The sequence below is a fragment of the Labilithrix sp. genome (assembly GCA_019637155.1).
GTDB lineage: Bacteria > Myxococcota_A > Polyangia > Polyangiales > Polyangiaceae > Labilithrix.
The window spans coordinates 140,838-163,247 of the sequence record JAHBWE010000017.1 but is presented as its reverse complement, the minus strand read 5'-3'; the positions used below and the strand labels follow the sequence as shown (position 1 = coordinate 163,247).

Below are 22,410 nucleotides of genomic sequence, written 5' to 3'. Positions count from 1 at the left end.
AGCCGTGATAGCCGCGTCGTTGGCCGACGCATTGCATTATGGCTGGGTCCCTTCGCGGAGCCCGAAGGCGCCGGCGAGGAGCTCGTAGGAGCGGATGCGCGCCGCGGGGTCGTAGGCGTGGGTCGCGATCATGACCTCGTCCGCGCGCGTTCGCTCCGCGACCTCGAGGATGCGCGCGCGGCACTGCTCGGGTGTGCCGACGATCTGGAGGCGGTTCACGAAGTCGACGACGCTCCGCTCGGCCGGCGTCCACGCGTGGGCCTCGACCTCGTCCGGGCTCGGCATGCGCCCCGGCTTGCCGGTGCGGAGCTGCGCGAAGGTGAGCTGCATCGACGACGCCATCCGCTTCGCGGTGTCCTCCGTGTCTCCGCAGAACACCGCGAGCGCGAGGATCGCGTGCGGCTTCGCGAGCGTCGTGCTCGGCCGGAAGCGATCGCGATAGAGGCTCATCGCGGCGTCGGGCGCGTCCGGGCTGAAGTGCGCCGCGAACGCGAACGGCAGCCCGAGCTCGGCCGCGAGCTTCGCGCTGTAGTCGCTCGATCCGAGGAGGTAGATCGGCGGTAGCGCGACGTCGTCCGGCATCGCGCGCACCGCGCGGAACGGGTGGTCGGCGGGGAAGTCGCCCGCGTCCCAGGCGGTGAGCTCGTCCAGCTGCTCGACGAAGTCGTCGGCGCCGAGCGCGGCGCGCGAGCGACGGAGCGCGATCGCGGTGAGACCGTCCGTGCCGGGCGCGCGCCCGAGCCCGAGGTCGATGCGGCCCGGATGCAGCGCGGCGAGGAGCTTGTACGCCTCGGCGACCTTCAGCGGTGAGTGGTTCGGCAGCATCACGCCGCCCGCGCCGAGGCGGATGCGCTCGGTCTGCGGCGCGACGTGGGCGATGAGGATCTCGGGCGTCGTCGTCGCGATGCCCGGCATGTTGTGGTGCTCGGCGTACCAGAGCCGCGTGTACCCGCTCCGGTCGAGGCTTCGCGCGAGCTCCACCGAGCTCGCGAGCGCCTGCGCGCTCGTGCCGCCGGTGCAGAGCGGTACGAGGTCGAGCGCGGAGAGGGAAATGGCGGAGCGCACGCTGCTTCGATGATGCAGCGCGCGCTCCGGTTGCCGTCGTCGTCGCTACTTCGTCGGCTGGGGCTGGAAGAACGGCGGGAAGTTCGACGGCATCGGCCACGGCCAGGCCGGCTGCTGGTTCGGCTGGTTGGGCTGGTTCGGTTGGTTGGGCTGATTCGGCTGGTTCGGGGCCGGCTGCGGCTGCGGCTGCGGCCAGCCGGGGATCGTGAGGCCGGGGATACCGGGGAATCCGGGGATGAGTCCGCCGGGCGCGGGCTGCGCGCCGCCCTGGCACTGGCCGTTCGCGGGGTGCGAGCCGTCGCTGCAGACGGTCGCGCAGGTCTTCGTCACCGTGTCGATGACCTGGTCGGCCTTGCAGTCTTCGTCCGTCTTCGGGAGGACCGGCGTGTTGCCGCCCGGATCCGCGTCGGTCTTGATCTTGTATGCAAGATGCAACCATCGCTGCACCATCGGCTGGCTGACCCAGGCGTAGCCCTTGTCGCCCCAGCTCACGCCCCAGCTGTTGTGGAGGAGGAACTGGTACTGGCCGTTCACCTTGCGGTAGCCGGACATCGTCATCGCGTGGCCGCCGTCCGGGATCGCCCAGTCGGGGACCACGAAGTTTTGCATGCGGCGGTTCGAGAACGCGCCCGAGTCGATGTGCATCGCGATCCAGAGGTCGGCGCCGCTCGCGAGGACGGCGACGATCTCCTCGATGTTCGGCGGCTTGACCTGAAGCTCTTCGAAGTTCGTGATGCGGTGGCCGCCGGACTGGTCCGCGCGCTGGAGCTTCGCGACGAGGTCGGGGTTCGACGAGACCGAGTTGGGCCGCACGTTGTAGGCGATCTGGCACTCGTCGGTGGAGTCCTTCACCATCTGGCACGCCTCCTTGCCGCTGTACGGCAGGATCTCGTGCGTGGTGATCGGGACGTTGAACGCGGCGGCGGCGGCGTCCTCCATCGTGGGGACGGCGTACTTGGACCACATGTGATGCGGCGACGTCGTGATGTTCTGCGCGCCGCGGCGGAGCGAGTTGTCGAAGGTCGACGAGAGCGCGAACGCGGTGCACGCGCCGACGCTGCCCTGGTCCTTGATCGGGCCCTCGGTGCCGTTGAGCCGGTGGTCGACCATGTCCGGCAGCGCCTCGTTGCGGATCGGCGTCGGCGCGTTGGTCGGCGCGTTCGGCACGCCGGGGATCTGGACGCCGAGCGCAGAGAGCGGGTTCCACTTGAAGCTGCCGCTCCGGATCGAGAGGAGCTTCGCCGGCGTCATGTGCACGCTCGAGATCGCGACGCGCCGGTAGGGGAAGCAGTCGAGGTGGATGAAGTTGTTCGGCGAGACCTCGACCGGGAGGTCGCAGCGCCGAGGCTGCGCCGCGGCCGAGCGCATCGCGTTCAGGTTCACGACGTCCGGGATGCTCAGCGCCGGCGGCATGTACGGGACCGCCGTCGGCGGCGGCGCCGGCTGGCCGTTGTAGTACGCGTACGAGGGCTGCTGGTACGCCGTCGGCGGCGGGATCGGCTGCTGCACCTGCGGCGGCTGTTGCGGCTGCTGCGAGCCGGTGCCGGTGCGGATCACGCAGCCCGAGAGGACGAGAAGACCAAGACAACCGACGCGAAGAAGGCGCATGGGTAGAGAGGGTCGCGTCTCAGGCGCTCCAGCGCAAGAGTCCAACGACGTGAAGGGTTGGACGGACCCCCGCGCGGAGGATTCACTCGACGTCGGGGCCTTTCTCCTACAACCCGGCCCCGTCCCCGAGCCCAGGACCCAACCCCCGCGACCGAGCCGCGTTTTTCTCGCAACCGCGCGCGCGGAGCGCCGACCCGCGCCGCATGTCCGACGTCACCCAGGTTCGTGGCCGCAAGTACCTCGAGATCAGCAGCGAAGAGACGCTCCCGCCCGGCGAGCTCCACAAGCCCGCCCCTCGAGGCATCGACAAGAAGACGACGATCCGCAGCGAGGAGACGCTCGGACCAAGGCACTTCACCGACGCGGAGGCGGCCGACCTCGATCGTACCGAGGGGACGAACCAGGTGCTTCGCCGCGACCTCGGCGTCCGCGTCGACGTGCACGGACGCGACAAGACGCAGCGCGAGCTCTCCGCGGAGCACCACGCGCACGTCGGGGTGGACGGCTTCGGCGGCCTGGTGGAGGTCGTCGCGGACGGCGCCGGGATCGCGGGGGCTCACCTCCCGCTCGCGCTCGACGTGGCGTCGCCCTTCGTGGCCCTCGGGCTCGGCTTCTACGAGCTCCACGCCGCGCACGCGCAGGGGGCCGAGCAGGCGGAGGCCGTGACGCGGGAGAACGTCCACGTCGGTCTCCTCGGCGCGCTGAACCTGCCGCCCGGGTTCAAGGACGCGCGGTTCAAGGAGCTCCCCGGCGTCTCGCGCGGACCGAACACCGAGGCGTTTCGCATGACCGAGCGGCTGATGAGCGATCCGAAGGGGCTCGCGGCGCTCCAGCACCGCGCCGACATCGGGATGATCGCCGGACGTGACTTCGCCGACGCGGGTGTCTCGAAGGAGGCCTTCCTCGCCGCGCACCCCAAGATCCGCGCGTCCTACGCGGACGACGCCGCCTTCCGTGAGGGGTTCGACGCGTACGTGTTCGCGCGCGATCCGAAGAACGGCGTCGACGTCCGCGCGCTCGACGCGCGGCTCGACGGCGCGAACGCCTGGACGACCCAGGCCGAGGTCAACGTCCGAGGCTGATGCGGCGAAGAGGGCGCCGCGAGGGTGCTGGAGCTTCGCGTACGCGCGCGCTGCGACGGCGGCAGGGAGCTTCCGCACCAGGGCCATGTGCTAGGCTCCCCGCCATGCAGTCGGCTCCGAAACTCGAGTTGAGTTACGCCGAGTACGCGAGGCGCGAAGGGACGAGCGAGACGAAGCACGAGTTCTTCGACGGCGAGATCTTCGCCATGTCGGGTGGGTCGATCGCGCATGGAAGGCTCGGCACCCGCGTTCGCGACGCCATCAAGGGTTCTCTCTCCAGTGGACGCGACTGCGTGGTCGAGGGGCCAGACATCCGCGTGCGCACCCCGTCGGGGAAAGGAACCTATCCGGACGGGTTCGTGGTGTGCGGCAAGCTCGAGACCGACGCCGAAGACCCCGAGTCGGTCACCAACCCGATCCTCCTCGTCGAGGTCTTGTCGGAGAGCACGGAGGCTTACGATCGTGGGAAGAAGTTCGATCACTATCGGTCGCTGACGAGCCTCAAGGAGTACGTCCTCGTCTCGCACCAGGACCCCCTCATCGAGAGTCATGTCCGCAATCCCGATGGGACGTGGACGACCACCTACGCCGCCCGCGGCGAGACCTTGGTGTTGCGTTCGGTCGACGCTCGACTGGAGGTCGACTCGATCTACGAGGGGATGACCCATGTAGACGGCGTCATGCGCCTCACCTGATGCGCCCGCGGACGCGCGGCCAGCCTCGTACGCATCGCGAAACGCATCACGCCAGCCGTCCGGCGCGCTCGCGATCCTCTCCCACGCGGCGCTCGACTCCCCGCCCACCTCGGCGACCAGATCGAGCAGTCTCCTCCCGAGCCCATCGGGCTCGTACGGGGACCGAACGTACACCCCTCGCCATCCTCCGCCCGGCTCCGCGAGGCCGATCACCGCGTCTCCACCCATGGGCACCTCTTACTCGCGACCGGGCCTCTACCCGTTCGTCGCGAGCTGCGCGCCCGCTACGAAGGTCGCGATGGCGCCGACGAGCCACATCACGACGACGCCGAAGCGGGCGCCGTGGGAGAGGGCGGGGCGGAGCGGGTGCGCGAGGCGGGGGCCGAGCGCGGACGCCGTCACCGCGATCGTGACGAGGCCGAAGGCGATGACGAAGTCGTGATCGCGGGCGCCGATCTGGCCCGCGATCGTGGCGCCGATGAGCGTGACGAAGAAGGCCGTGAAGGCGAGGGCGACGATGCCGAGCGAGCGGCCGACGAGCTTCGCGCGCGTCGGCGGCGGCAGCGCGCTCTTGCTCCTCCGCACCGCGACGACCCACGCGATGAGCGTCGACGCGAAGACGATGAACACCGCGAGCCCCTCGTCCATCGGCGCCGCGCCGAACCACGACGTCGCGAACTGCCCCGCGAGAACGAACGACCAGAGGAGCACGCCGTAGACCGCGATCGCCGAGCCGAGGATCGGCCGCGGGATCGGGACGCCGCGCGCCGGCAGGAACGTCGGATCGTACGGCGGTACGCGGTACGGCCCGCCGTCCGGCTGCATCGGCGGCGGCGCCTGCATCGGCGCATGCGGCGGTCCCCCCATCGGGCCCGTCGCGTACATCTGCTCGAGCAGGTGCGGAGGTCCGGTCATGGGGCCGACATCGTACGGATGCGGCGGGAGCACGTCGGGCGGGCCCGCCATCGGCGCCGTCTCGTACTCCGGCGGCGGCTCCTCGTACGGCGCCTGATCCTCGGCGTACGCCTCGCCTTCGTACGGCGGCTCCTGCTGCTCGTACTCCTCTTCGTACGACGGCTGCGGCTCCGGCTCCTCCGGCGGCGGCGCCTCGGGCTCCTCGGGCGGCGGCGCGGCGGCTTCGTAATCCGGCGGCGGCTGCGGCTCCGGCTCCGGCGCCACCACCGGCTCCGAGGCCACGTCCGGCGGCGCCGGCGTATGTGACATGCGCCCAGGCCTCCTCGACTTCCTCATTCGAACGCCTCCCCGGTCCAGCGGAGCTCCGTCCCCTTGTCGGTCCCGCCGATGTCGACCTCGCGTGTCACGAGCTTCGCCTTCGCGCGATCGCTCCCGAGCACGAGCGCGGTGACGAGGCCCTTCGTCGTGCGCGCGCTCACCGCGCCGGTGCGCTTGATGCGGATGCGCGCGGTGCCGCCGCCGCGCTCGATGCGGAGCGCGGAGAGCCCCATCGCCGAGGCGTCGAGGTCCGCCGGCAGCTCGTCCTTGTCCTTCACGTTGCGCGCGATCGACACCTCGACCTTGTCGTCGGTGAGCGGGGTCCGCACGAGGATGATGCTCGCGACGTCGGGCAGCGGCGTCTGCGCGAGGCGGCGCACGAGGAGCGCGTCGGTCTCGGGCGACGGTTTGTCCTCGCGCGCGTTCGCGAGGAGCGAGGCCGCGACGACCGAGGCGAGCTCGCCGAGACGCCCGTCGTCGCCGCGGCCGCCCGTCTGCGCGACGCGATCGAGGAGGCGCGTCGCGACGTCGAGGCGGCCCGCGCCCGCGTGCGCGAGCGCGAGGCGCAGCGTCACCGCGGGATCGTCCGGCATCGCCGCGTCGAGGCGGAGGTACGCGAGGGCCGCGTCTTCGTAGAGGCCCTCCGCGCGGAGGCGATCGCCGACGTAGCCCAGCGTCCAGGGATCGCGCGGCGCGCGCTCGATGAGGTCGCCGAACGCGCGGCGGCCCTCGGCGTCCTCGCCGATGCGGCGGAGCGCGGACGCGCACTCGGCGAGGAGGCCGGCGTCGGCGAAGACGTCGCTCCGGATCTGCTCGATCGCGTCGAGGAGGCCGCCGCGATCGTTCTTGTTCTCGAGCATCCCGAGGAGGAGGCGGCGGCCGAGCGGCGAGTGCGGCGCGAGGCGGAGGAAGCGGCGCAGCACCTTCTCGCGCGCCTCGTCGTTCTTCGCCGCGCGGAACGCCTTGTCGAGCGCGCGATCGACCTTCGGCTCGTCGTCGATGAGGAGGCGGCGCAGCTCCTCGTAGCCGAGCGCGGTGAGCGACGTGTGAAGGAGGAGCTCCTGCTTCACGAACGCGGCCGCGTCGGTCTCGCCCTGCGCCGAGAGGCTCTTCGCGAGCGCGGTCCCCGTCTGCGCGTTCATCCCAAGGGCCATGATCCCGAGCAGCGTGCGGCGATCGCTCCAGGTCGGGAGCTCGCAGCTGTGCGCGGCGGTGCCGTAGTCGAGCTGTCCGCGCGCCTTGCGCGCGCGCCAGATGCCGCGGCGGACGGCGAGCGGCAACGTCGACGCGACGCTGCACTCGGTGCGCCGCGACGACGGCGCGGGCGGGAGCGAGATGACGTGGCTGAAGTTGAACGCGACGCCGGCGTCGAAGAACGGCATCGAGCCGACGACGACCTTGATGCAGCGATCGAGGATCGGATCGTCCTCGCCCGGACGCGACGACGTCACCGTCACCTTCGTCGCCTTGCCGTCGGCGTTCACGCTCACGTCGATCTTGAGGTCGCCGGTCACGCTCGGCTTGATCGAGGCGCGCGCGTCGCGGCACGCGACCATCGCCGACATGTTGTTCTCGAGGTTGTGGCGCGCCGCGATCTCGGCCGCCTGCTCGATCGTCGCCTCGCCGTCGAACACCGCCGGAGGCTCGAGGAGCAGCGACGGCGGCTGCGGCGCGGGCTGCACGCGGCCGGCGTACGCCGCGTCGGTCCTCGGCGAGAGGCCGAGGATGCGGTCGGCGAACGGCGTCGACGCGCTCGCGCCGTACCAGGACCAGACCGTCCACGGCGTGAGGAGCCGAGACTTCGCCGCGAGCGCGATCGCGGGCTCGATGCCGTCGTCGCGCGAGATCGTCTCCTCGATCCGGAGCGCGGTCCATCGCTTCGCGACGTCCGCGTCCTGCGGGAGCTTCACCTCCTCGAGCGGGATGATCTTCTCGACGACCTCGGTGCCCTGGCGGTAGCGGATCGAGATCTTGTCGGGGAGCGCGCCGCGGAGGCGGCCGGCGACGGTGAGGGTGGTGCCGGCCGGCACCGCGCGCGCGTCGCGCGGGTACACGCGATCGATCGTAGCGCCGAGCACGAGCGACACGTCGCGGATCGTCGGCGCGAGCGCCTCCGCGACGAGGGCCGAGGCCGCGCGCGCGGCGTCGGGGCGATCGAGCACGTCGAAGACGGGGCCCGCGCCCGACACGAGCTCCGCGAGCAACCAGCGATCGGCGCCCTGACCGATCGCGAGCGCGCCGAGCCGCGGCGCGCCGTTCGCGCGGAGGCCGAGGCGGCGGCGGAGGTCGCGCCCCGTGCTCTCGCCGACGGTCGGCCGGCCGTCGCCGAGGTACACGACCATGCCCGGGTTCTTCCCAGGGGACGCTGGCGCAGTCTTCGCGTCCGCGGCGTCGAGGAGATCGGCCGCGCGCTCGAGCGCGACGCCGAGGTTCGACGCGCCGCCGGAGCGGAGCTGCGTCATGTCCTTGCGGATCTGCGCGCGGAGCTCGGTCGTCACCGGCGAGAGCTTGTCGGGCCCGACCATGACCGCGTTCTGATCGGCCGCGACGACGACGACGGAGTCCTTCGGCCCCATCGACTCGAGGATCGCGTCGACCGCGGCGCGCTCCGTCTCGAGGAGGGCGGGGCCGACGCTGCTCGACGTGTCGACCACGAGCGCGAGCGCGACGCCGCTCTCGCCGACGTCGGGCACCTCGGTGCGGACGACGACGTACGGGTCTTCCTTGCCGTCGTTCGGACGCTCGACGTACGCGCGCGCGGCGTCCGCCTTCACGACGGCGGGCAAGAGCTCGACGACGAGGTCGCCGGTGGGACGGATGTCGGCGCGCCGGAGCTCGATCGCGCCGTTCACGATCGCCGCGCCGGTGCTCGCGGAGAGCCACTTCGCGGGCGCGAGCGACGACACCTTGACCTCGAGCCCGCCGACCATCGGCGCCTCGATCTCGCTCGCCATCGGGAAGCGGTACGTCGCGCGCCCGTTCTTCTGCGGCAGCCACTCGACGTAGTCGATCAGGAGGTCGACGGACTTCCCCGCCTCGATCCCCATGAGGGCGCCGCGGAGCCAGCCGCCGCCCGCCCACTCGAGGCGGCTCGAGCCGTTCGCGATCGTGCCCGCGTCCTTCGCGATCTCCATCGACGCCAGGAACTCGATGCGCCCTTCGTCGCAGCGCGCGACGCGGGAGACGACCGCGCCCTCGGGGAGCGCGAGCCGCACGTCGGCGCGGAGCTCGCGGTCGGAGCCGTTGAAGTAGCTCGTCCGCATCCGCGTCACCGCGAGCTCTCCCTCGACCGTGACGTTGACCTTCTGCGAGCGCACGACGAGCGGCGCGCCCGGATCGGTCTCGCCGCTCCCGGCCCAGAGCTCGGCGATCGCGCTCGCGGGCGCCTTCTCGCCCGACCACGGCACCGCGAGCCCACCCGTCCAGTCGTCGAACGCGGTCTCGGGCGCGACCTTCACGTTCGCGCCTTCGATCGTCGCGGTCTCGCCGCTCGCGGCGTGGGTGGACTTCCCGCCGGTCGCGACGATGACCTCGCCACGTGCACAATACACGCTCGCCTTGCCCTTGCCGTCGCCGGCGTCGAACGCCGCCGCGCTCGACACCACGGTCGCGCTCGCGTCCTTGATCGCGACCTCGGTCCGCGAGGAGGTGCCGGCCTGGACGAAGAGGCGACCCTTCGCGAGGAGGAGCTTCTGGCCCTTCAGCGTGAGCTCGGTGTCGCCCGCGACGATGACGACGGTGCCGTCGTCGAGCCGCATCCGCGCGCGGCCCTCGGGTCCGGTCTTCACGTCGTCGCCGTCGCGGAGGCGCGTGTCGCCGAGGGCGGCCTTGCCTTGCACGCTCACGTCGGCGTGGAGCGAGCGGAGATCGCCGACCGTGGTCTCGAGCCCGCCGATCGTGGCGGTGGCGCCGCCGCGCGAGCGGAGCCCGATCGCGCCGGCGGTGATCGCGAGGAGCGCGAGGAGCAGGACCGCGGTGCGGGGGCGGACGAGGGAGAGCGCGTGCCGCTTCAGGTCTTCGCGCGTCATGCTCCGCAGCGTCTGCGGGAGCGCGCGGAGCTTTGCTTTCAGGTCGCGGAGCTTCACTTCTTCGCCTCCGGCTTCTCGGGCTTCGCGACCTGCGCCGTGACGGTGAGCGATCCGTCGTAGCTGAGCGCGAGCGTCGTCGACGGCGCGGCGACGGTGCCGAACGAGAGCTCCTGCTTCACGATCGTCTCGCCCGGCGTGCCGGCGCCCTTGATGACGGTGACGATCGCCTTCGCGCCGAGGCGCGCCGCGCGGGCCGCGTCTTCGGGCTCGAGCCGCACCTCGACCTTCGCCGGCGAGCCGGAGAGCTTCGCCTCCGAGATCCCGAACGGCAGGAAGTTGTCGGGCGAGGGCATCGGCGCGCCGAGCGCGTTCGTCCACAACGTCGGGTGCAGCTCGGGGTGCGACCACGAGACGAGGACGCGCACGGTGTCGCCGTCGTTGCCGGCCTTGCCGCCGGCGGCGAGGAGGCGCTTGCCGCGCGCGAGGAGCTTCTCCGCGTCCTCCTTCTTCCCGTTCTTCAGCGCGTCCTCGCGCGCCCAAGCGATGAACGCGAGCGCGGTCGCGCGCGCGGCGCGGGAGAGCGGGCTCGTGCCGTCGGGCGAGCCGGTCTGGGCGGCCTTCTCCGCCCAGCCGACGGCCTCCTCGACGCGGCCGAGGCCTTGCGCCGCCGAGGCGATGAGGAGCGGCACCGCGGGATCGTCCGGCGTGAGCGTCTGCAGCGTCATGTACTGGCGGAGCGCCTCGTCGTACCAGCCGTGCGCGCGGAGGAGATCGCCGAGGCGGCGCCGCGCGGCCGGGTCCTCGGGCGCGAACTCGACGATCTCGCCGAACGTGCGGCGGCCCTCGATCCGATCGCGCTCGGCGTCGGCGCCCTGCTCGCGCGCGGCGAGGCGCAGGTAGTGCTCGCCGACGCTGGTCCACACGTGCGCGGTCGCGTCGGCGCGGCGGCGGAGGCGGCGCGCCCAGGCGCGCGATCCGGCGTCGTCGCCCGCGTCTTCGTAGGCGTCGAGCACGCGGAGCCCGAGCTCGAGATCGTCGGGCCACTTCTGCGCCGCGGCGCGGAGGACGCCGACCTTCTCCGCCGGCGTCTTCACCTTCGCGAGCATGCCGTTCAGCATGTCGGGGTCCACCGTCGCGAGGCCGAGCGCGGTGTGGAGCTCGTGGAGCTCGGCGACGGACTGCACGCGCACGACGATCGCGCGGTACACCACGTCGGCCGCGGGCGTGAGGACGAGCGACTTCCAGAGCGCGACGCGCGCGGTCACGGTCTTGAGCTGCTCCACCATCTGGAGGAGCAGCGTCGTGCGCTCGCGCCACGTCGGCGCCTCGCAGTCGTCGAGCGCCTTCTTGTAGACCGCGAGCGCGGCCTCCGCCGACGTGCTCGCGTTCGCGAGGCGCTCGCCCCAGAGGACGCGGCGCTCCGAGAGCGGCAGCTCCGCGCCGGGGCCGCACGGGCGCGCGGTGTGACCGATGACGCCGATCGGACCGGTGGTGGTGGTGACGGTCACGGTCGTCGTCGTGTTCGCGGCCTGCGGCTTCGGCGCGGCGTCGTCGCCGGCCGTCATCTGGAGCGGGTACGAGACGATGACGGTGCCGTCGTCGGGCTGGGGGAAGGAGAGCGTCGAGAACGACTTCACGACGCACTGGACCACGGTCTTGTCCGGCATGTCCGAGCCGGCGTCGGCCGTGTTCGACACCGCGCCGGAGCGATCGATCGTGAACTTCGTCGTGACGGTGCCGGAGAGGTTCGGGTTCTTCTGGAGGCCGGCCTCGTAGCAGAGGCGGAAGCGTCCGAAGTTCTGGCGCACGATGCGCTGGATCACCTCGGCGGGGAGGCTGCCCTTCATCGTCATCTGACCCTGCCGAATGGCCGGCGCCTTCGTCGCGTGCGCGCCGCCGAGCTTGCCGTGCCCCGCGCCGAAGCCCTGGCCCGTGCCGGTCCCGGCGCCGTGTCCGATCGTGCCGATGTTGCCGAGGCCGATCCCTTCGCCGCGTCCCGCGCCGCCTTCGCCGCTGCCGGAGAGGCCGAGCCCCCCCGCGCCGAAGGAGTCGCCGATCTGATCGGCCCACTGGTTGCCGCGCGCGCCGAGAGGATCGCCGGCGCCGGCGGGCGCCCGCGCCGCCTTCGGGGCCGCGGGGCGCGCGCGTTCGTCGCGGTCGACGGTGGCGGGCGCCGCCGTCGCGACGGGCGGCGGCGCGGCCGGGGCTTGGTTCGGATCGCCGCCGGCGCCTGCGTTGAGGAGGCCGATCATCCCGGCGGGCGCCGCGGCCGACGCGGCGGGCGCCATGTCCTCGGCGGGCTGCGTCGCCGACGCGTAGCGGCTCTTCTGGGGGTTGCCCATCGAGCCCTCTTCGCCCTTCGCGCGCGTGCCGGTGCCGCCCTCCTTGTTGTCGGCGGCGGAGGCGGCCACCGCTTCCGGCGCCTCGTCGTAGCGCCAGGAGCGGGACCAAGGCCGCCAGAAGCGACGCCGCTCGATCGCCTCCGCGCGCGACTGCGCGACGTGCTCGCGCTCGGCGGAGTCGCCGCGCTCGACCTCACGTTTCGTCGGGACGTAGAGCGACGTGTACGGCGACACGAGCCCGAAGCGGCGCCCGATGTCGACGAGCTGCGCGCGGCCGGCGCCTTCGCCGAGGAGCTCCTGCATGCGGCCCTGGCCCCAGCGGCGGCGGAGGTCGCCGGTGTCCTCGATCGTGACGACGCTGAGCGACTTCGACGCGCTCTCGTCGCCGCTCTTCAGCGTGACCTTGTCGGGCACGCGGCCGGCGATGCGGCCGACGACGAGCACGCTCTCGTCCGCCGCGACGGGCGGCAGCTCGCGCGGGAGCACGCGCTCGATCCCGGGGCCGAGATCGACCGTCGCCCCGACCCAGCCGCCGCGCTGCGCGGCCTCGAGCAAGCGGAGCGCGGAGCGAGCGGCGGCGTAGGCGTCGCCGACCGTCTCGACCGGCGCGCCGCGCGCGATCGAGTCGAGGAGCGCCACGTTCGCGCGCGTGCCGATTCCCGCCGCGAAGATGCGCGTCGTCGGCGGGAGGCGGACGAGCCGGTCCTTGATCGCCTTCGGCGTGACCTCGCCGACGGAGGGCAGGCCGTCGCCGATGTAGAGCACGGCGCCGCGGCGCTTCGTGTCGAGCTTTCCGGCCGCCTCGGTGAGGAGCGCGCCGATGTCGGTCGCGCCGCCGCGCTCGACGCCGGCGAGCCCGGCGAGCCAGTCGCGGCGCTTGTTCGCGTCGACCGCGGCGAGCTCGCCGCTGCCTTCGCCGATCGGCCGGAGCGTCGCGTCGCCGGCCCAGAGCGCGGCGCGATCGTCGGGCCCGAGGTGGGCGAGCAGCGCGGACGTGAGCGAGCGCGCGATCGCGAGGGCGCCGGGCTCGGTCGCGGCGGAGGTATCCACGACGATGGCGAGATCGACACCTTTGGCGGAAGGCCCGACCGCGTCGGCGGCGCTGCTGCGGAGCGGGACGAGGAGGTAGTCGGGCTCCTCGCTCGACACCTTCGCCGCGAACTTGGAGTCGGCGTTCATCGGGATGTCTTCGGCGGTGAGCGTGTGCGGCGCGCGGTACGCGACGGGATCGCTCTCGCCGCCGTCGAAGAGCTCGACCGCGAGGTCGGCGCGCGGGACGAAGTCGAAGGCCTGGATGACGACGCTCTTGCCTTCGGTCCGCCCGTTCATGCCCGCCTTCACGCGGGAGGCGCCCGACTTCGCGAGGTCGAACGTGACGCGCAGCTCCTCGATCCGCGGGAGCGAGCCGCGCGCGCCCTCGGCCGCCATCGGGTACACGTAGAGGCGGCGATCCGACTTCGGTCCCTGGCGCGAGAGCCACTCCGCGTAGCGCGTGACGACGCGGCGCTTGGCGCCGGGCTGGATCGGGTAGAGGCGCGCGTTGTACGTGCCGGGCCCGCTCCACGCGAGCAGCGCAGGGTCCTCGGTCGACCCCTGGTAGACGTTGCTCTCGTATTGCTGCTGCGCGGCGGCGCTCTCCTTGACCTTGCCCCACACGACGTCGCCGTCGCGATCGACGCCGAACTTGCTCAGCACCGCGCCGGGCGGGGTGCGGAACGAGAAGATGCCCTCGACGGTGTCGGAGCTCGGGTTCACGAAGGTCTGATCGACCTCGGTCGTCGCGAAGTCGTGGTCGACGGTGACGCGCACGTCGAGCCGCTCGATGACGAGCGAGAAGCGCGGCTTGCCCTTGTCGCCGGGCGGGCGCGCCCCCACCGTGCCGAGCCCGAACGGCGCGGGCTGCGCAGCGGGGTCGGCGGTGGCGAGGCCGCCGGTCCAGTCGTCCCACGCGACGGCGGGGCTCCGCGTGATGGAGCCGTCGGCCTTGAGCGTGAGGCGCTCGCCGGCGCTGCCGCGCTCCGTGTTCTTCGCGCGCGCGGCGCCGCGCAGCACGTAGACGTCCTCGCTCCCGTCGGGGAGGACCTCGAAGCTCGCGCGCGCGTTCTCGAGCTCGACCATGCCGCGCGGCGAGTCGATGCGCACCGGCGGCGCGTCCTCGCCGTCGATGAACGCGCGCCCGGACGTCATCTTGAAGACGTCTTCTTTCAGCGTGAGCTGGGCCGGCCCGGCGACGAGCCACACCGATCCCGCGTCGCGGCGGATCCACGCGAGCGCGCCGCTCGCGAGGGAGAGCTCGGCGCCGTCGGCCAGGCGCTCGCGCGGGTAGGGGGCGCGCTTGCTCTCGCCGGGCGGGGTGACGCTGATCTCGCCTTTGACGGCGCGCATCTCGGCGAAGGTGTCTCCCTTCGCGACGAGCGACGGCGCGGGCCCTCGCTTGCAGGCGGGGGCGAAGACGGAGAACAGAACGAGAGCGGCGACGACGCAGGCGGAATGAAGGCGCATCGATCCAAGTTCTCCGTCTCCTCAGGACCCTCCGTGGGCGGAAGGTTCCCGAGCGAAGAGGGGAAGGTACGTGGAACGATCGTGTGGGGCAATGGTGCCCCGTGTGCTCTGGTCGCGGCCGCCTTCAGTGCCGCGACGAGACCGGCGCGTCCCCGTTGGTGGGCTTCACGCGGGCGTGCTGCGCGGCGTCGACGTCCGGCGTCGTCCCGGTGAGCGCGGCCTTCGCGACCTCGAAGGCGTAGCGGATCCCCTTCAAGCCGGCGTTGTCCCAGAGCTCGGCGTCGGTCACGGTCACCTGGATGAGCGCGATGGACGGGTCGTCCTTCCCGTTCGGGAACCATGCCTTCCAGGACGGCTTCCAGAGCTGATCGATCTTCGCTTTGTCGTGGACGAGCACGCCGCGGCCGCTGAGCGCCACGAAGCGGGTCGACGACTGGAACGTGACGGACACGCGCGAGTCGAGGCGGATCTCGTCCGACTTCGGCGCGCCGGTCGAGGTCACGAACCAGAGCGTGTTCGCTCCCTCCACGTCGGCGACCGCCATCGGTCGCGCGTGCATCTCCTCGCCGTGCCGCGTGATCAACATCGCGTCGTCGAAAGACTCGAGGAGCTCCTTCAGGTGTGCCTTGCTGCTCTCTCCCATGACGGGGAGTGAATGCGAAGAGGGTGCCGTCGAGGGCGGCGGCTCGAGCGTTGCACGGTGGCTCGGATTGCAGGCCTCGACCGGGATTCTCGGTGGGGTCGCGTCGCAAAGCTGCCACACGTGGGACCGCGTGGTTCCACGAGATCGAGAAGTCCTCCTTGTCTCTTCGCTCACGTCTCGTCGCTACGCTTCTCCTCTTCTTCTTCGCTGCGATCGTCGCGTGCGGCGACGGTGACGGTGACGGCGACAGCGGCGCTCGCGCGTCCGGGCCGGACGGGGATCCCGCCCGCGCCGACGGCGGTGACGACGTCGCGCCGGCGCCGGTCGTGAAGCGCGACTTCCCGCTCGAGACGCCGGAGCTCGGCGGCTACGCGCTCGTCGAGGCGTTCCCTCCGACGATGAAGATGATGATCCCCGCCGCGATCGTGTGGACCGCGCCGCCCGAGCGCCGCGCGTTCATCCTCGAGCGCGGCGGCAACGTGATCGTGATGGAGAACGGCGCGCGGCGGAACGTGCTCGACATCAGCGGCGAGGTCGCGCTCGAGAGCGAGGGCGGCGCGCTCGGCTTCGCGCTCCACCCCGCGTTCGGCGCCGGCAAGCCGTTCGCGTACGTCTGGTACAACGCGAAGGGCGAGCCGAAGAACAAGCAGCGGCTCGTCCGCTACACGTGGAGCGCCGGCGCAGAGCGGTTCGAGTCGCCGCTCGTGATGATCGAACAAGAAGAGGAGCGGCCCGAGCACAACGCCGGGCGCCTCGCGTTCGGCCCGGACGGCTTCCTCTATTTCGGCAACGGCGACGACATCAATTCGGTCAATCATCAGACGATCGCGCGCGCGTTGTTCGAGGGGATCTTCCGCATCGACGTCGACTCGGATCCGGCGAAGAGCCACCCGATCCCGAAGCAGCCGGAGGGAGGATCCACGACCGGGTACATGATCCCGAACGACAACCCGTTCGTCGGGACGCCCGGCGCGCTCGAGGAGTTCTGGGCGCTCGGGTTGCGGAACCCGTTCATGTTCTCGTTCGATCGCGCGACGGGCCGGATGTGGGCCGGCGACGTCGGCGACTCCTTCCGCGAGGAGGTGAACGAGATCGTCGAGGGCGGCAACTACCAGTGGCCCTTCCGCGAAGGCGAGCTCACCCGCAACGCGGGCAGCGTCACGATCGGCGTCTCGAAGGATCCGGTCTTCGCGTACTCGCACGCGGAGATGGGCGACCTCGCCGCGATCTTCGGCGGCTTCGTCTACCGCGGGGCGGCGCTGCCCGAGCTCACCGGCCAATACGTCTTCTCCGACTGGCCGTCGGGCCGCGTCTGGGCGCTCGACGTCGAGGCCACGCCTCGGGCGCGCCGCACGATCGTCGCGAGCGAGTGGCGCCGCACCCCGATGGCGATCGCGGAGGATCCCGACGGCGAGCTCTACGTCCTCCACTTCGACGGCATCGCGAAGCTGGTGAAAGACCTGAGCCCGCGCGACGTCCCGCGGCGGCTCGTCGAGACGACGCTCTTCAAGGACCTCGCGACGCTCGAGCCCGAGGACGGCGTCGTGCCGTACGACATCAACGCGCCGCTCTGGTCCGACGGCGCGGCGAAGCGGCGCTTCGTCAGCGTGCCGCCGGGGCAGAGGATCGACGTCGGCGCGAACGGCGAGCTGCGGTTCCCGGTCGGGACGCGCTTCGTGAAGCACTTCGAGCTCCCCGCTGGACGGCGCCTCGAGACGCGCGTCCTCGTCGTCGGCGACGAGACGACCTACGGCCTCTCGTACCGCTGGAACGCCGACGGCACCGACGCGGTGCTCGCGCCGGAGGGCTTCGACGAGCGCTTCGTCGACGCCGCGACGGGCCCGGAGCGCGTCTGGCACACGCCGAGCTGGGGCGAGTGCTGGAGCTGCCACCGCGCGGAGAACCGGATCCTCGGGTTCACCGCGAGGCAGCTCCACGTCGTCGCGGACGGCAAGCCGCAGCAGCAGACGCTCGCGGAGCGAGGCGTGCTCGATCCCGCCGCGATCGCGACGTGGCCCGCCGCGCTCGCGCGTCCGTCCGATCCCGGCGCGTCGCTCGAGGACCGCGCGCTCGCGTACCTCGCCGCGAACTGCTCCGGCTGCCACCACGAGGGCGCGAGCTACACCGGCGGCGGACCGACGTGGCGCGCGGAGCCGGGGGTCCCGCTGAGCGAGCGCGGCCTCCTCGGCGCGCCGAACCACAACATCCCGGTCGCGAGGGGGCTCGGGCTCGACCCGTTCCAGACGCCGATCGTCGCGCCGGGGGAGCCGAGCCGCTCGCTCCTCGTTCACCGTCTCCGCAGCACGAACCACGACCTCATGATGCCGCCGCTCGGCCGGAGCCTCGTCGATCCCGACGGCGTGAAGGTCGTCGAAGACTGGATCGCGTCGCTCCCGCGCGCGAAGTGACGTCAGGCCGCGCTCCAGAGCGTCGCTTCGAGCGACGCCGCGAACGCCTTCGCCCGCTCGAGGTCCGGCAAGCCCGCGCGACGGACGAGATCGGGATCGACCTCCGTCGCGGCGGCGCGACGGGCGAGCGCCGTCACCTCCGCTCGGCGCGCGTCCGCGACGAGGCGGCGCTCCTCCGCCGAGAGGAGCGGCTCGATCCAGCGCGCGACGCGCCACGCGAGCGCGCCGTGACGCGTCTCGTCGCGCGCGATGACGGCCATCGCGGCGCGGACATGCGGGTCCTCCGCCGCGCGCGCTTGCCAAGTGGCCTCGAGTGCGCCGTAGGTCTCGCGCACGCAACCTTCGACCGAATTCTCGAGCGCGATCTCGAAGAGGCTCCGCACCGGCAGCGCGCGGACCTCGGGGCGTCGCGGCGAGCCGCCGAAGCGACGCGCGAGGCGCGCGGTCATGCGCGCGTGCTTCACCTCGTCGCGCGCGGAGCGTGTCGCGGCGCGGCGGAGCGCGAGCGGCGCGCCGTGCGCGGTGAGCTCGCGGCGCAGGTTCGTGAACGCGTCGACCGACGCCGCCTCGAGCTCGCTCATCTCGACGAAGTGCGCGGCGAGCGGAGACGGCGCCGCGCGAGGACGGCGCGCGACGAGGCCGGCCGGGCGTCGTCCGACGCACGCGCACCCGCACGTCGACGGCTGCTTCTTCGCGCGCGAGACCTCGGTCACGGCGCCGGCGCGAGCGACGTCGAGGACGACCTCCTCCGCGCCGCAGTCACCGGTCGCGTCGACGGTGTAGCCCGCCGCGCTCTCGCGGATCGCGCCCGCGCGGCAGCTCACGTCCGACGTCCCCGACTGCGTCTCCGCCACGAACCAGGCCTTCGCCGGCGCGTCGACGGCGCCGACGAACGCGAGGACGTCCGCGGGGCGCGCGAGGACGCCGGCGGCGTCGCCCTTCGTATACACGAGGGTCCTCGTGATCCGGCGCATGCAGCCGCCGCTGCACGCGATCAGGTCGCCCGTCGTCGCCCTCGCCTTCTGGAGCGCCGCCTCGCACGCGGCGGCGTCGGTCGCGCTCGCGCACACCGTCCCGGCTTGCGCCGTCGTCGTCGAGGCCCCTTCCTCCACCGACTCGCGGAGCTCGAGGTAGTCCGCGCCCGTCGCGACGCGCAGCGCCTCGTAGGCGCTCTTCTCGTCGGAGCAGTCGAAGTCGGTCCCCGGTGAGCCGCCGTCGGCGGACGTGACGTCGCGCGGAGCGTCGACCTTCCCGCACGACGCGAGGGAAGCAGCGATGGCGCCGAGGAGGATGCGTGAGAGCGTCTGCGGCCGCATCGCCGGAGCGTAGCTCGCATCAGAGCGGCCGGCGCGCGATCAGGAACTGCGACCCGCGATCGAAGAGCACGACGCAGCCGTCGCCCGAGATCCACGAGGGCATCTCCGCCGACGGGCTGCTCAGCTCGTCGATCCGGAACGGCGGGGAGAACCGGTCCGTCCTGGACGCGCGCGTCGCCATCCAGAGGTCGAGCGCGCCGGGTCCGCCCGGTCGCGCCGACGCGAAGACGAGGATCGTCTCGCCGTCGTTGACGACCGGACGCGAGTCCCTCGCGCCCGGCGCGTGGATGCCGGGCACCTGCTTCGGCGTCCCGAACGAGTTCGCGAACACGGTCGCCTGGAGGAGCTCGTTCTCCAGCACGCCGCCGTCCCCCGTGGTGCCGCGCGACGTGTAGGCGACGTCGTCCGCCGTCGAGACGACGTAGCGGTCGTTGACGACGATCCCGCCCACGCGGCTCGCGGCGCCGAACGGCTCGTCCCGCCGCGGGCGCGTCGCGAAGAACACCTTGGACGGCTCCGACCCGACGATCGGCTGGTAGAAATAGAGCTTGAGCGCGCCCGCGGTCAGCGAGCCGAGGAGGACGGGCGACTCGGTCATGACCTCCGTCTTCGGGGCGTCCCAGGCATCCGTCGCGCTCCCGCGCCGGGCGTGACGCAGCTCGAACGGCGTCGTGAGGCCGCGGAGGTAGAAGATCTCGAGCTCGTCGCCGGACATGATCGCGCTCCGCGTCTGGTCCGCTCCGTCGAGCTCCGCGATCGCCTCCGGCGGCGCGAAGGGCTTCGTAGGACTGCATCGCGGTCCGCCGTCCGGCGCCGTCGGCGTCTGGACGTCCGGGGTGAGCACGTCGGCGATCGATTTGTCTCCGCTGTCGCGAGGACGGCCCGCGTCCTCACCCTCCGGCGCATCGGCGCCGGCCCGCTCCAGATCGCCGAACCCGACGATCTCGTTGCAGGCGGCGAGCGCCAGGAGTGAAGCCATCGTCGTTCGCCGAAGCCGGCGCATCCCAGGAGCCTACCAGGCCATGAGGCCCCTGATCGCCCCATCGATCGCGGCTTCCTTCCGCCCTCGACCACGAGGCGCGTCGGCACGCGCGGTGCTCGCGCTTCGGGGGATGCGTTCGCTACGAGCTTGGGTTGCGTCGATCGGCGTCGTCGCGGCGTGCGGTGACGCCGCGGACACCCGCTCCGCGCCGGGGACGAACGACGGCAGCGCGGGCGGCGATGCGTCGGTCGACGTCTTCGTCCCGCCGACGGTCGCCGAGTTTGGGCTCGATCGGCGGCCGATCAACACGTCGTGCGTCGCGCCGGCGCGGCCGCCGTCGACGTCACCGGCGAAGCTCGAACGCGTGTACCAGGGCGTCGCGCTCGAGCAGACGATGATGATGGCGCAGCCGCCGGGCGATCCGTCGCGGTGGTTCGTCTCGTCGCGCACGGGGACGATGGTGTCGTTTCCGGCCACGGAGCCGCCGGCGCGCCCTACCGTCGTCGCCGATCTCGGCGCGCTCGCCGGGCGTCCGGTGGAGACCGCGATCGAGGGCGGCTTCCTCGGCTTCGCGTTCCTCCACCTCACCAACGGCGAACGGATGCCGCCGCTCGGCCGGAGCCTCGTCGACGACGCCGGCGTGAACGTCATCGACGAGTGGATCCGCGGCGTTCGCTGCCCGTGACCGTGCGGGCGCGCCGTGACAGTTTGGTGTGGTCGCGGCTGCACGCTCCGACACCCGCGCCGAGACGGTCGCCGAAACTCCGCGAGGATTCCATTCTCGAGCTTTCGCCGGGGATGCTCGGTACGCGCGGTGCTCACGCTTCCGGTCGATGCGTTCGCTACGAGCTTGGTTCACGTCGCTCAGCGTCGTCGCGGCGTGCTCGACGCAAGACCCGACGCAGCCTTCGGAGGGCACGGCGCGCGACGCGGATCCGATCGCACCGTCGGCTCCGTCGGCTCCGGGCGCGCCGCCGCCGGGCACGAGCCCCTCGCCGCCGCCTCCTCCTCCGCCGCCTGGTGACGCCGGCTCTGCGACCGATGCGTCCGACGCGTCGCCGCCGGTGTCCTGTTCGCCGCCCGCGCCCGCGGAGCCGCGCGACGGCGACGTCGTCGTCCGCGTCGATGCGTCGCGCGGTCCGAAGGGGCACGCCGCGCCGGTCGCGATCGAGCGGCTCTTCTACGGGATGAGCATCGCCGACTGGATGAAGAGCGACTACGCGCCGTCGCCGCGCGCGCCGTTCCTCGCGCTCCTCGGCGCGTTGCGCCCCGGCGTCCTGCGCTGGCCGGCGGGGCATCATTCGCAGGAGTACGTCTGGCCGCGCGGCGGGGGCGGGCAGACCGGCCACCTCACGCTGCAGCCGGCCGACTTCGACGCGTTCGTCGCGCTCGCGCGGGCGGTCGGGGCGGAGCCGCTCATCGGGATCAACATCAAGCGCGGAACGGCGGCCGCGGCGGCGGACCTGCTCCGTTACCTCAACGTCGAGAAGGGATACGGCGTTCGCTGGCTCCAGCTTGGGAACGAGCCCGACCTCACCGACGGCGTCGTCCCGGATCCGGCGACCGCCGCGCGCCAGATCGTCGAATACGCGGACGCGCTCCGGGCGGTGGATCCCGCGGTGAAGCTCGTCGGCCCGGAGCTCCTCACCGGCGCCCACGTCAACGGGCATCGCGGCACCGTCGACTGGATGGGGCCGATCCTCGCCGGCACCGGCGGGCGGATCGACGGCGTCTCCTGGCACTACTACCCGCTCGACTCCGGGCAGAAAGATCCGGCGAGCAGCGCGCGGATCAGCATCCCCCATCTCTTTCAGGAGACCGCGCCCGACTGGCACCCGGCCGGGCTCGGCTACGTCGACGAGGTGATGCCCGCCCTCGACTCGCTGCGCGCGCGTCACGCGCCGAACGCGAAGGTCTGGATCACCGAGATCGCCGAGGACCCGGGCCCCGCCGCCGGCGCCGAGATCTCCGACACCGTCGCGGCGGGCCTCTGGTACGCCGACGCGCTCGGCCGTTATGCCGAATACGGCCCGCAGGCGGTGCTCCGCTGGATATTCCATAGTGTCTCGAGTCATAAATGCGCGCTAGTGGCCAATCCCGGCGACGCGCCGCGGCCGACGTATGGCACGTTCTGGATGTATTCGCGGTATTTCGGCGAGCGCTTCGTCGGGGCTGAGACGTCGTCGATCACGGCGGTGGCCGCGCACGCCGCGCTCCGGTCCGACGGCGCGATGACGGTGGCGCTGATCAACAAGACGCCGCAGCCGAGGCGCGTCCGCGTCGAGGCGGCGGGCTTCACGCCGTGCAGCGGCGACGCGCTCACGCTCGCGGGCGGCGGGCTCGAGGGGACGTCGTTCACGATCAACGGCGCGACGCTCGACGCGGCGTCCGCCGACGCGGAGATCGCCGGCGCGCCGCTCTCCCCCGGCGAGCTCGCGGCGATCGAGGTGCCGGCCGCCTCCTTCCGCCTCGTGACCTATCGACCGTAGAGCGCGCTGATCTGGTA

Annotated in this window: 13 protein-coding genes; 5 read left to right on the top strand and 8 right to left on the bottom strand. The window is 72.4% G+C overall.

Annotated features, from left to right (window positions below):
* Positions 1-36: 36 nt before the first annotated feature.
* Together KF837_32800 and KF837_32795 are read right to left on the bottom strand one after the other, a co-directional pair.
* Positions 37-1,065 (bottom strand): LLM class flavin-dependent oxidoreductase, encoded by a 1,029-nt coding sequence (locus tag KF837_32800; GenBank protein ID MBX3232153.1) that lies wholly within the window; start codon positions 1,063-1,065, stop codon positions 37-39.
* Between the two features lie 45 nt (positions 1,066-1,110).
* Positions 1,111-2,673, bottom strand: coding sequence for a C1 family peptidase (locus KF837_32795; protein MBX3232152.1), 1,563 nt, complete (start codon positions 2,671-2,673; stop codon positions 1,111-1,113).
* Between the two features lie 203 nt (positions 2,674-2,876).
* On the opposite strand from KF837_32795, the gene KF837_32790 reads away from it, so the two are divergent.
* Entirely contained in the window at positions 2,877-3,755 is an 879-nt protein-coding gene (locus tag KF837_32790; protein ID MBX3232151.1) for a hypothetical protein, read from the top strand.
* A 104-nt stretch (positions 3,756-3,859) separates the two neighbouring features.
* Positions 3,860-4,450, top strand: coding sequence for a Uma2 family endonuclease (locus KF837_32785; protein ID MBX3232150.1), 591 nt, complete (start codon positions 3,860-3,862; stop codon positions 4,448-4,450).
* A gap of 255 nt (positions 4,451-4,705) precedes the next feature.
* On the opposite strand, the gene KF837_32780 is transcribed toward KF837_32785, so the two are convergent.
* From KF837_32780 to KF837_32765, 4 genes are all read right to left on the bottom strand, one after another.
* Positions 4,706-5,674 (bottom strand): hypothetical protein, encoded by a 969-nt coding sequence (locus KF837_32780; GenBank protein MBX3232149.1) that lies wholly within the window; start codon positions 5,672-5,674, stop codon positions 4,706-4,708.
* A 23-nt stretch (positions 5,675-5,697) separates the two neighbouring features.
* A complete protein-coding gene (locus tag KF837_32775) occupies positions 5,698-9,768 on the bottom strand; it encodes a VWA domain-containing protein (protein ID MBX3232148.1) in 4,071 nt (1,356 codons plus the stop codon).
* Entirely contained in the window at positions 9,765-14,555 is a 4,791-nt protein-coding gene (locus KF837_32770; GenBank protein ID MBX3232147.1) for an AgmX/PglI C-terminal domain-containing protein, read from the bottom strand. Before KF837_32770 ends, KF837_32775 begins: the two co-directional genes overlap by 4 nt.
* A gap of 124 nt (positions 14,556-14,679) precedes the next feature.
* Positions 14,680-15,198, bottom strand: a complete 519-nt coding sequence (locus tag KF837_32765; GenBank protein MBX3232146.1) for a pyridoxamine 5'-phosphate oxidase family protein — start codon at positions 15,196-15,198, stop codon at positions 14,680-14,682.
* 158 nt (positions 15,199-15,356) lie between these two features.
* Here KF837_32765 and KF837_32760 point away from each other — a divergent pair, with 158 nt between their 5' ends.
* A complete protein-coding gene (locus KF837_32760; GenBank protein MBX3232145.1) occupies positions 15,357-17,606 on the top strand; it encodes a PQQ-dependent sugar dehydrogenase in 2,250 nt (749 codons plus the stop codon).
* A gap of 2 nt (positions 17,607-17,608) precedes the next feature.
* Here the strand turns inward: KF837_32760 and KF837_32755 are convergent, their stop codons facing one another.
* Both KF837_32755 and KF837_32750 read right to left on the bottom strand, forming a co-directional pair.
* Complete coding sequence (locus tag KF837_32755; protein MBX3232144.1) at positions 17,609-18,922, bottom strand: ferritin-like domain-containing protein; 1,314 nt, start codon at positions 18,920-18,922, stop codon at positions 17,609-17,611.
* Positions 18,923-18,941: 19 nt separating this feature from the next.
* Positions 18,942-19,901 (bottom strand): hypothetical protein, encoded by a 960-nt coding sequence (locus KF837_32750; protein ID MBX3232143.1) that lies wholly within the window; start codon positions 19,899-19,901, stop codon positions 18,942-18,944.
* Positions 19,902-20,034: 133 nt separating this feature from the next.
* Here KF837_32750 and KF837_32745 point away from each other — a divergent pair, with 133 nt between their 5' ends.
* Positions 20,035-20,589 carry a hypothetical protein gene (locus tag KF837_32745; GenBank protein MBX3232142.1) on the top strand — a complete coding sequence of 185 codons (555 nt, stop codon included), beginning with the start codon at positions 20,035-20,037 and terminating at the stop codon, positions 20,587-20,589.
* 148 nt (positions 20,590-20,737) lie between these two features.
* Positions 20,738-22,393, top strand: a complete 1,656-nt coding sequence (locus KF837_32740; protein ID MBX3232141.1) for a hypothetical protein — start codon at positions 20,738-20,740, stop codon at positions 22,391-22,393.
* The last annotated feature ends 17 nt before the right edge of the window (positions 22,394-22,410 follow it).

Coding starts and splice junctions, on each gene's coding strand:
- KF837_32745 (MBX3232142.1), top strand. CDS start 20,035: ATGCGTTCGCTACGAGCTTGGGTTGCGTCGATCGGCGTCGTCGCGGCG.
- KF837_32755 (MBX3232144.1), bottom strand. CDS start 18,922: ATGCGGCCGCAGACGCTCTCACGCATCCTCCTCGGCGCCATCGCTGCT.
- KF837_32790 (MBX3232151.1), top strand. CDS start 2,877: ATGTCCGACGTCACCCAGGTTCGTGGCCGCAAGTACCTCGAGATCAGC.
- KF837_32750 (MBX3232143.1), bottom strand. CDS start 19,901: ATGGCTTCACTCCTGGCGCTCGCCGCCTGCAACGAGATCGTCGGGTTC.
- KF837_32780 (MBX3232149.1), bottom strand. CDS start 5,674: ATGTCACATACGCCGGCGCCGCCGGACGTGGCCTCGGAGCCGGTGGTG.
- KF837_32740 (MBX3232141.1), top strand. CDS start 20,738: ATGCGTTCGCTACGAGCTTGGTTCACGTCGCTCAGCGTCGTCGCGGCG.
- KF837_32795 (MBX3232152.1), bottom strand. CDS start 2,673: ATGCGCCTTCTTCGCGTCGGTTGTCTTGGTCTTCTCGTCCTCTCGGGC.
- KF837_32785 (MBX3232150.1), top strand. CDS start 3,860: ATGCAGTCGGCTCCGAAACTCGAGTTGAGTTACGCCGAGTACGCGAGG.
- KF837_32765 (MBX3232146.1), bottom strand. CDS start 15,198: ATGGGAGAGAGCAGCAAGGCACACCTGAAGGAGCTCCTCGAGTCTTTC.
- KF837_32770 (MBX3232147.1), bottom strand. CDS start 14,555: ATGCGCCTTCATTCCGCCTGCGTCGTCGCCGCTCTCGTTCTGTTCTCC.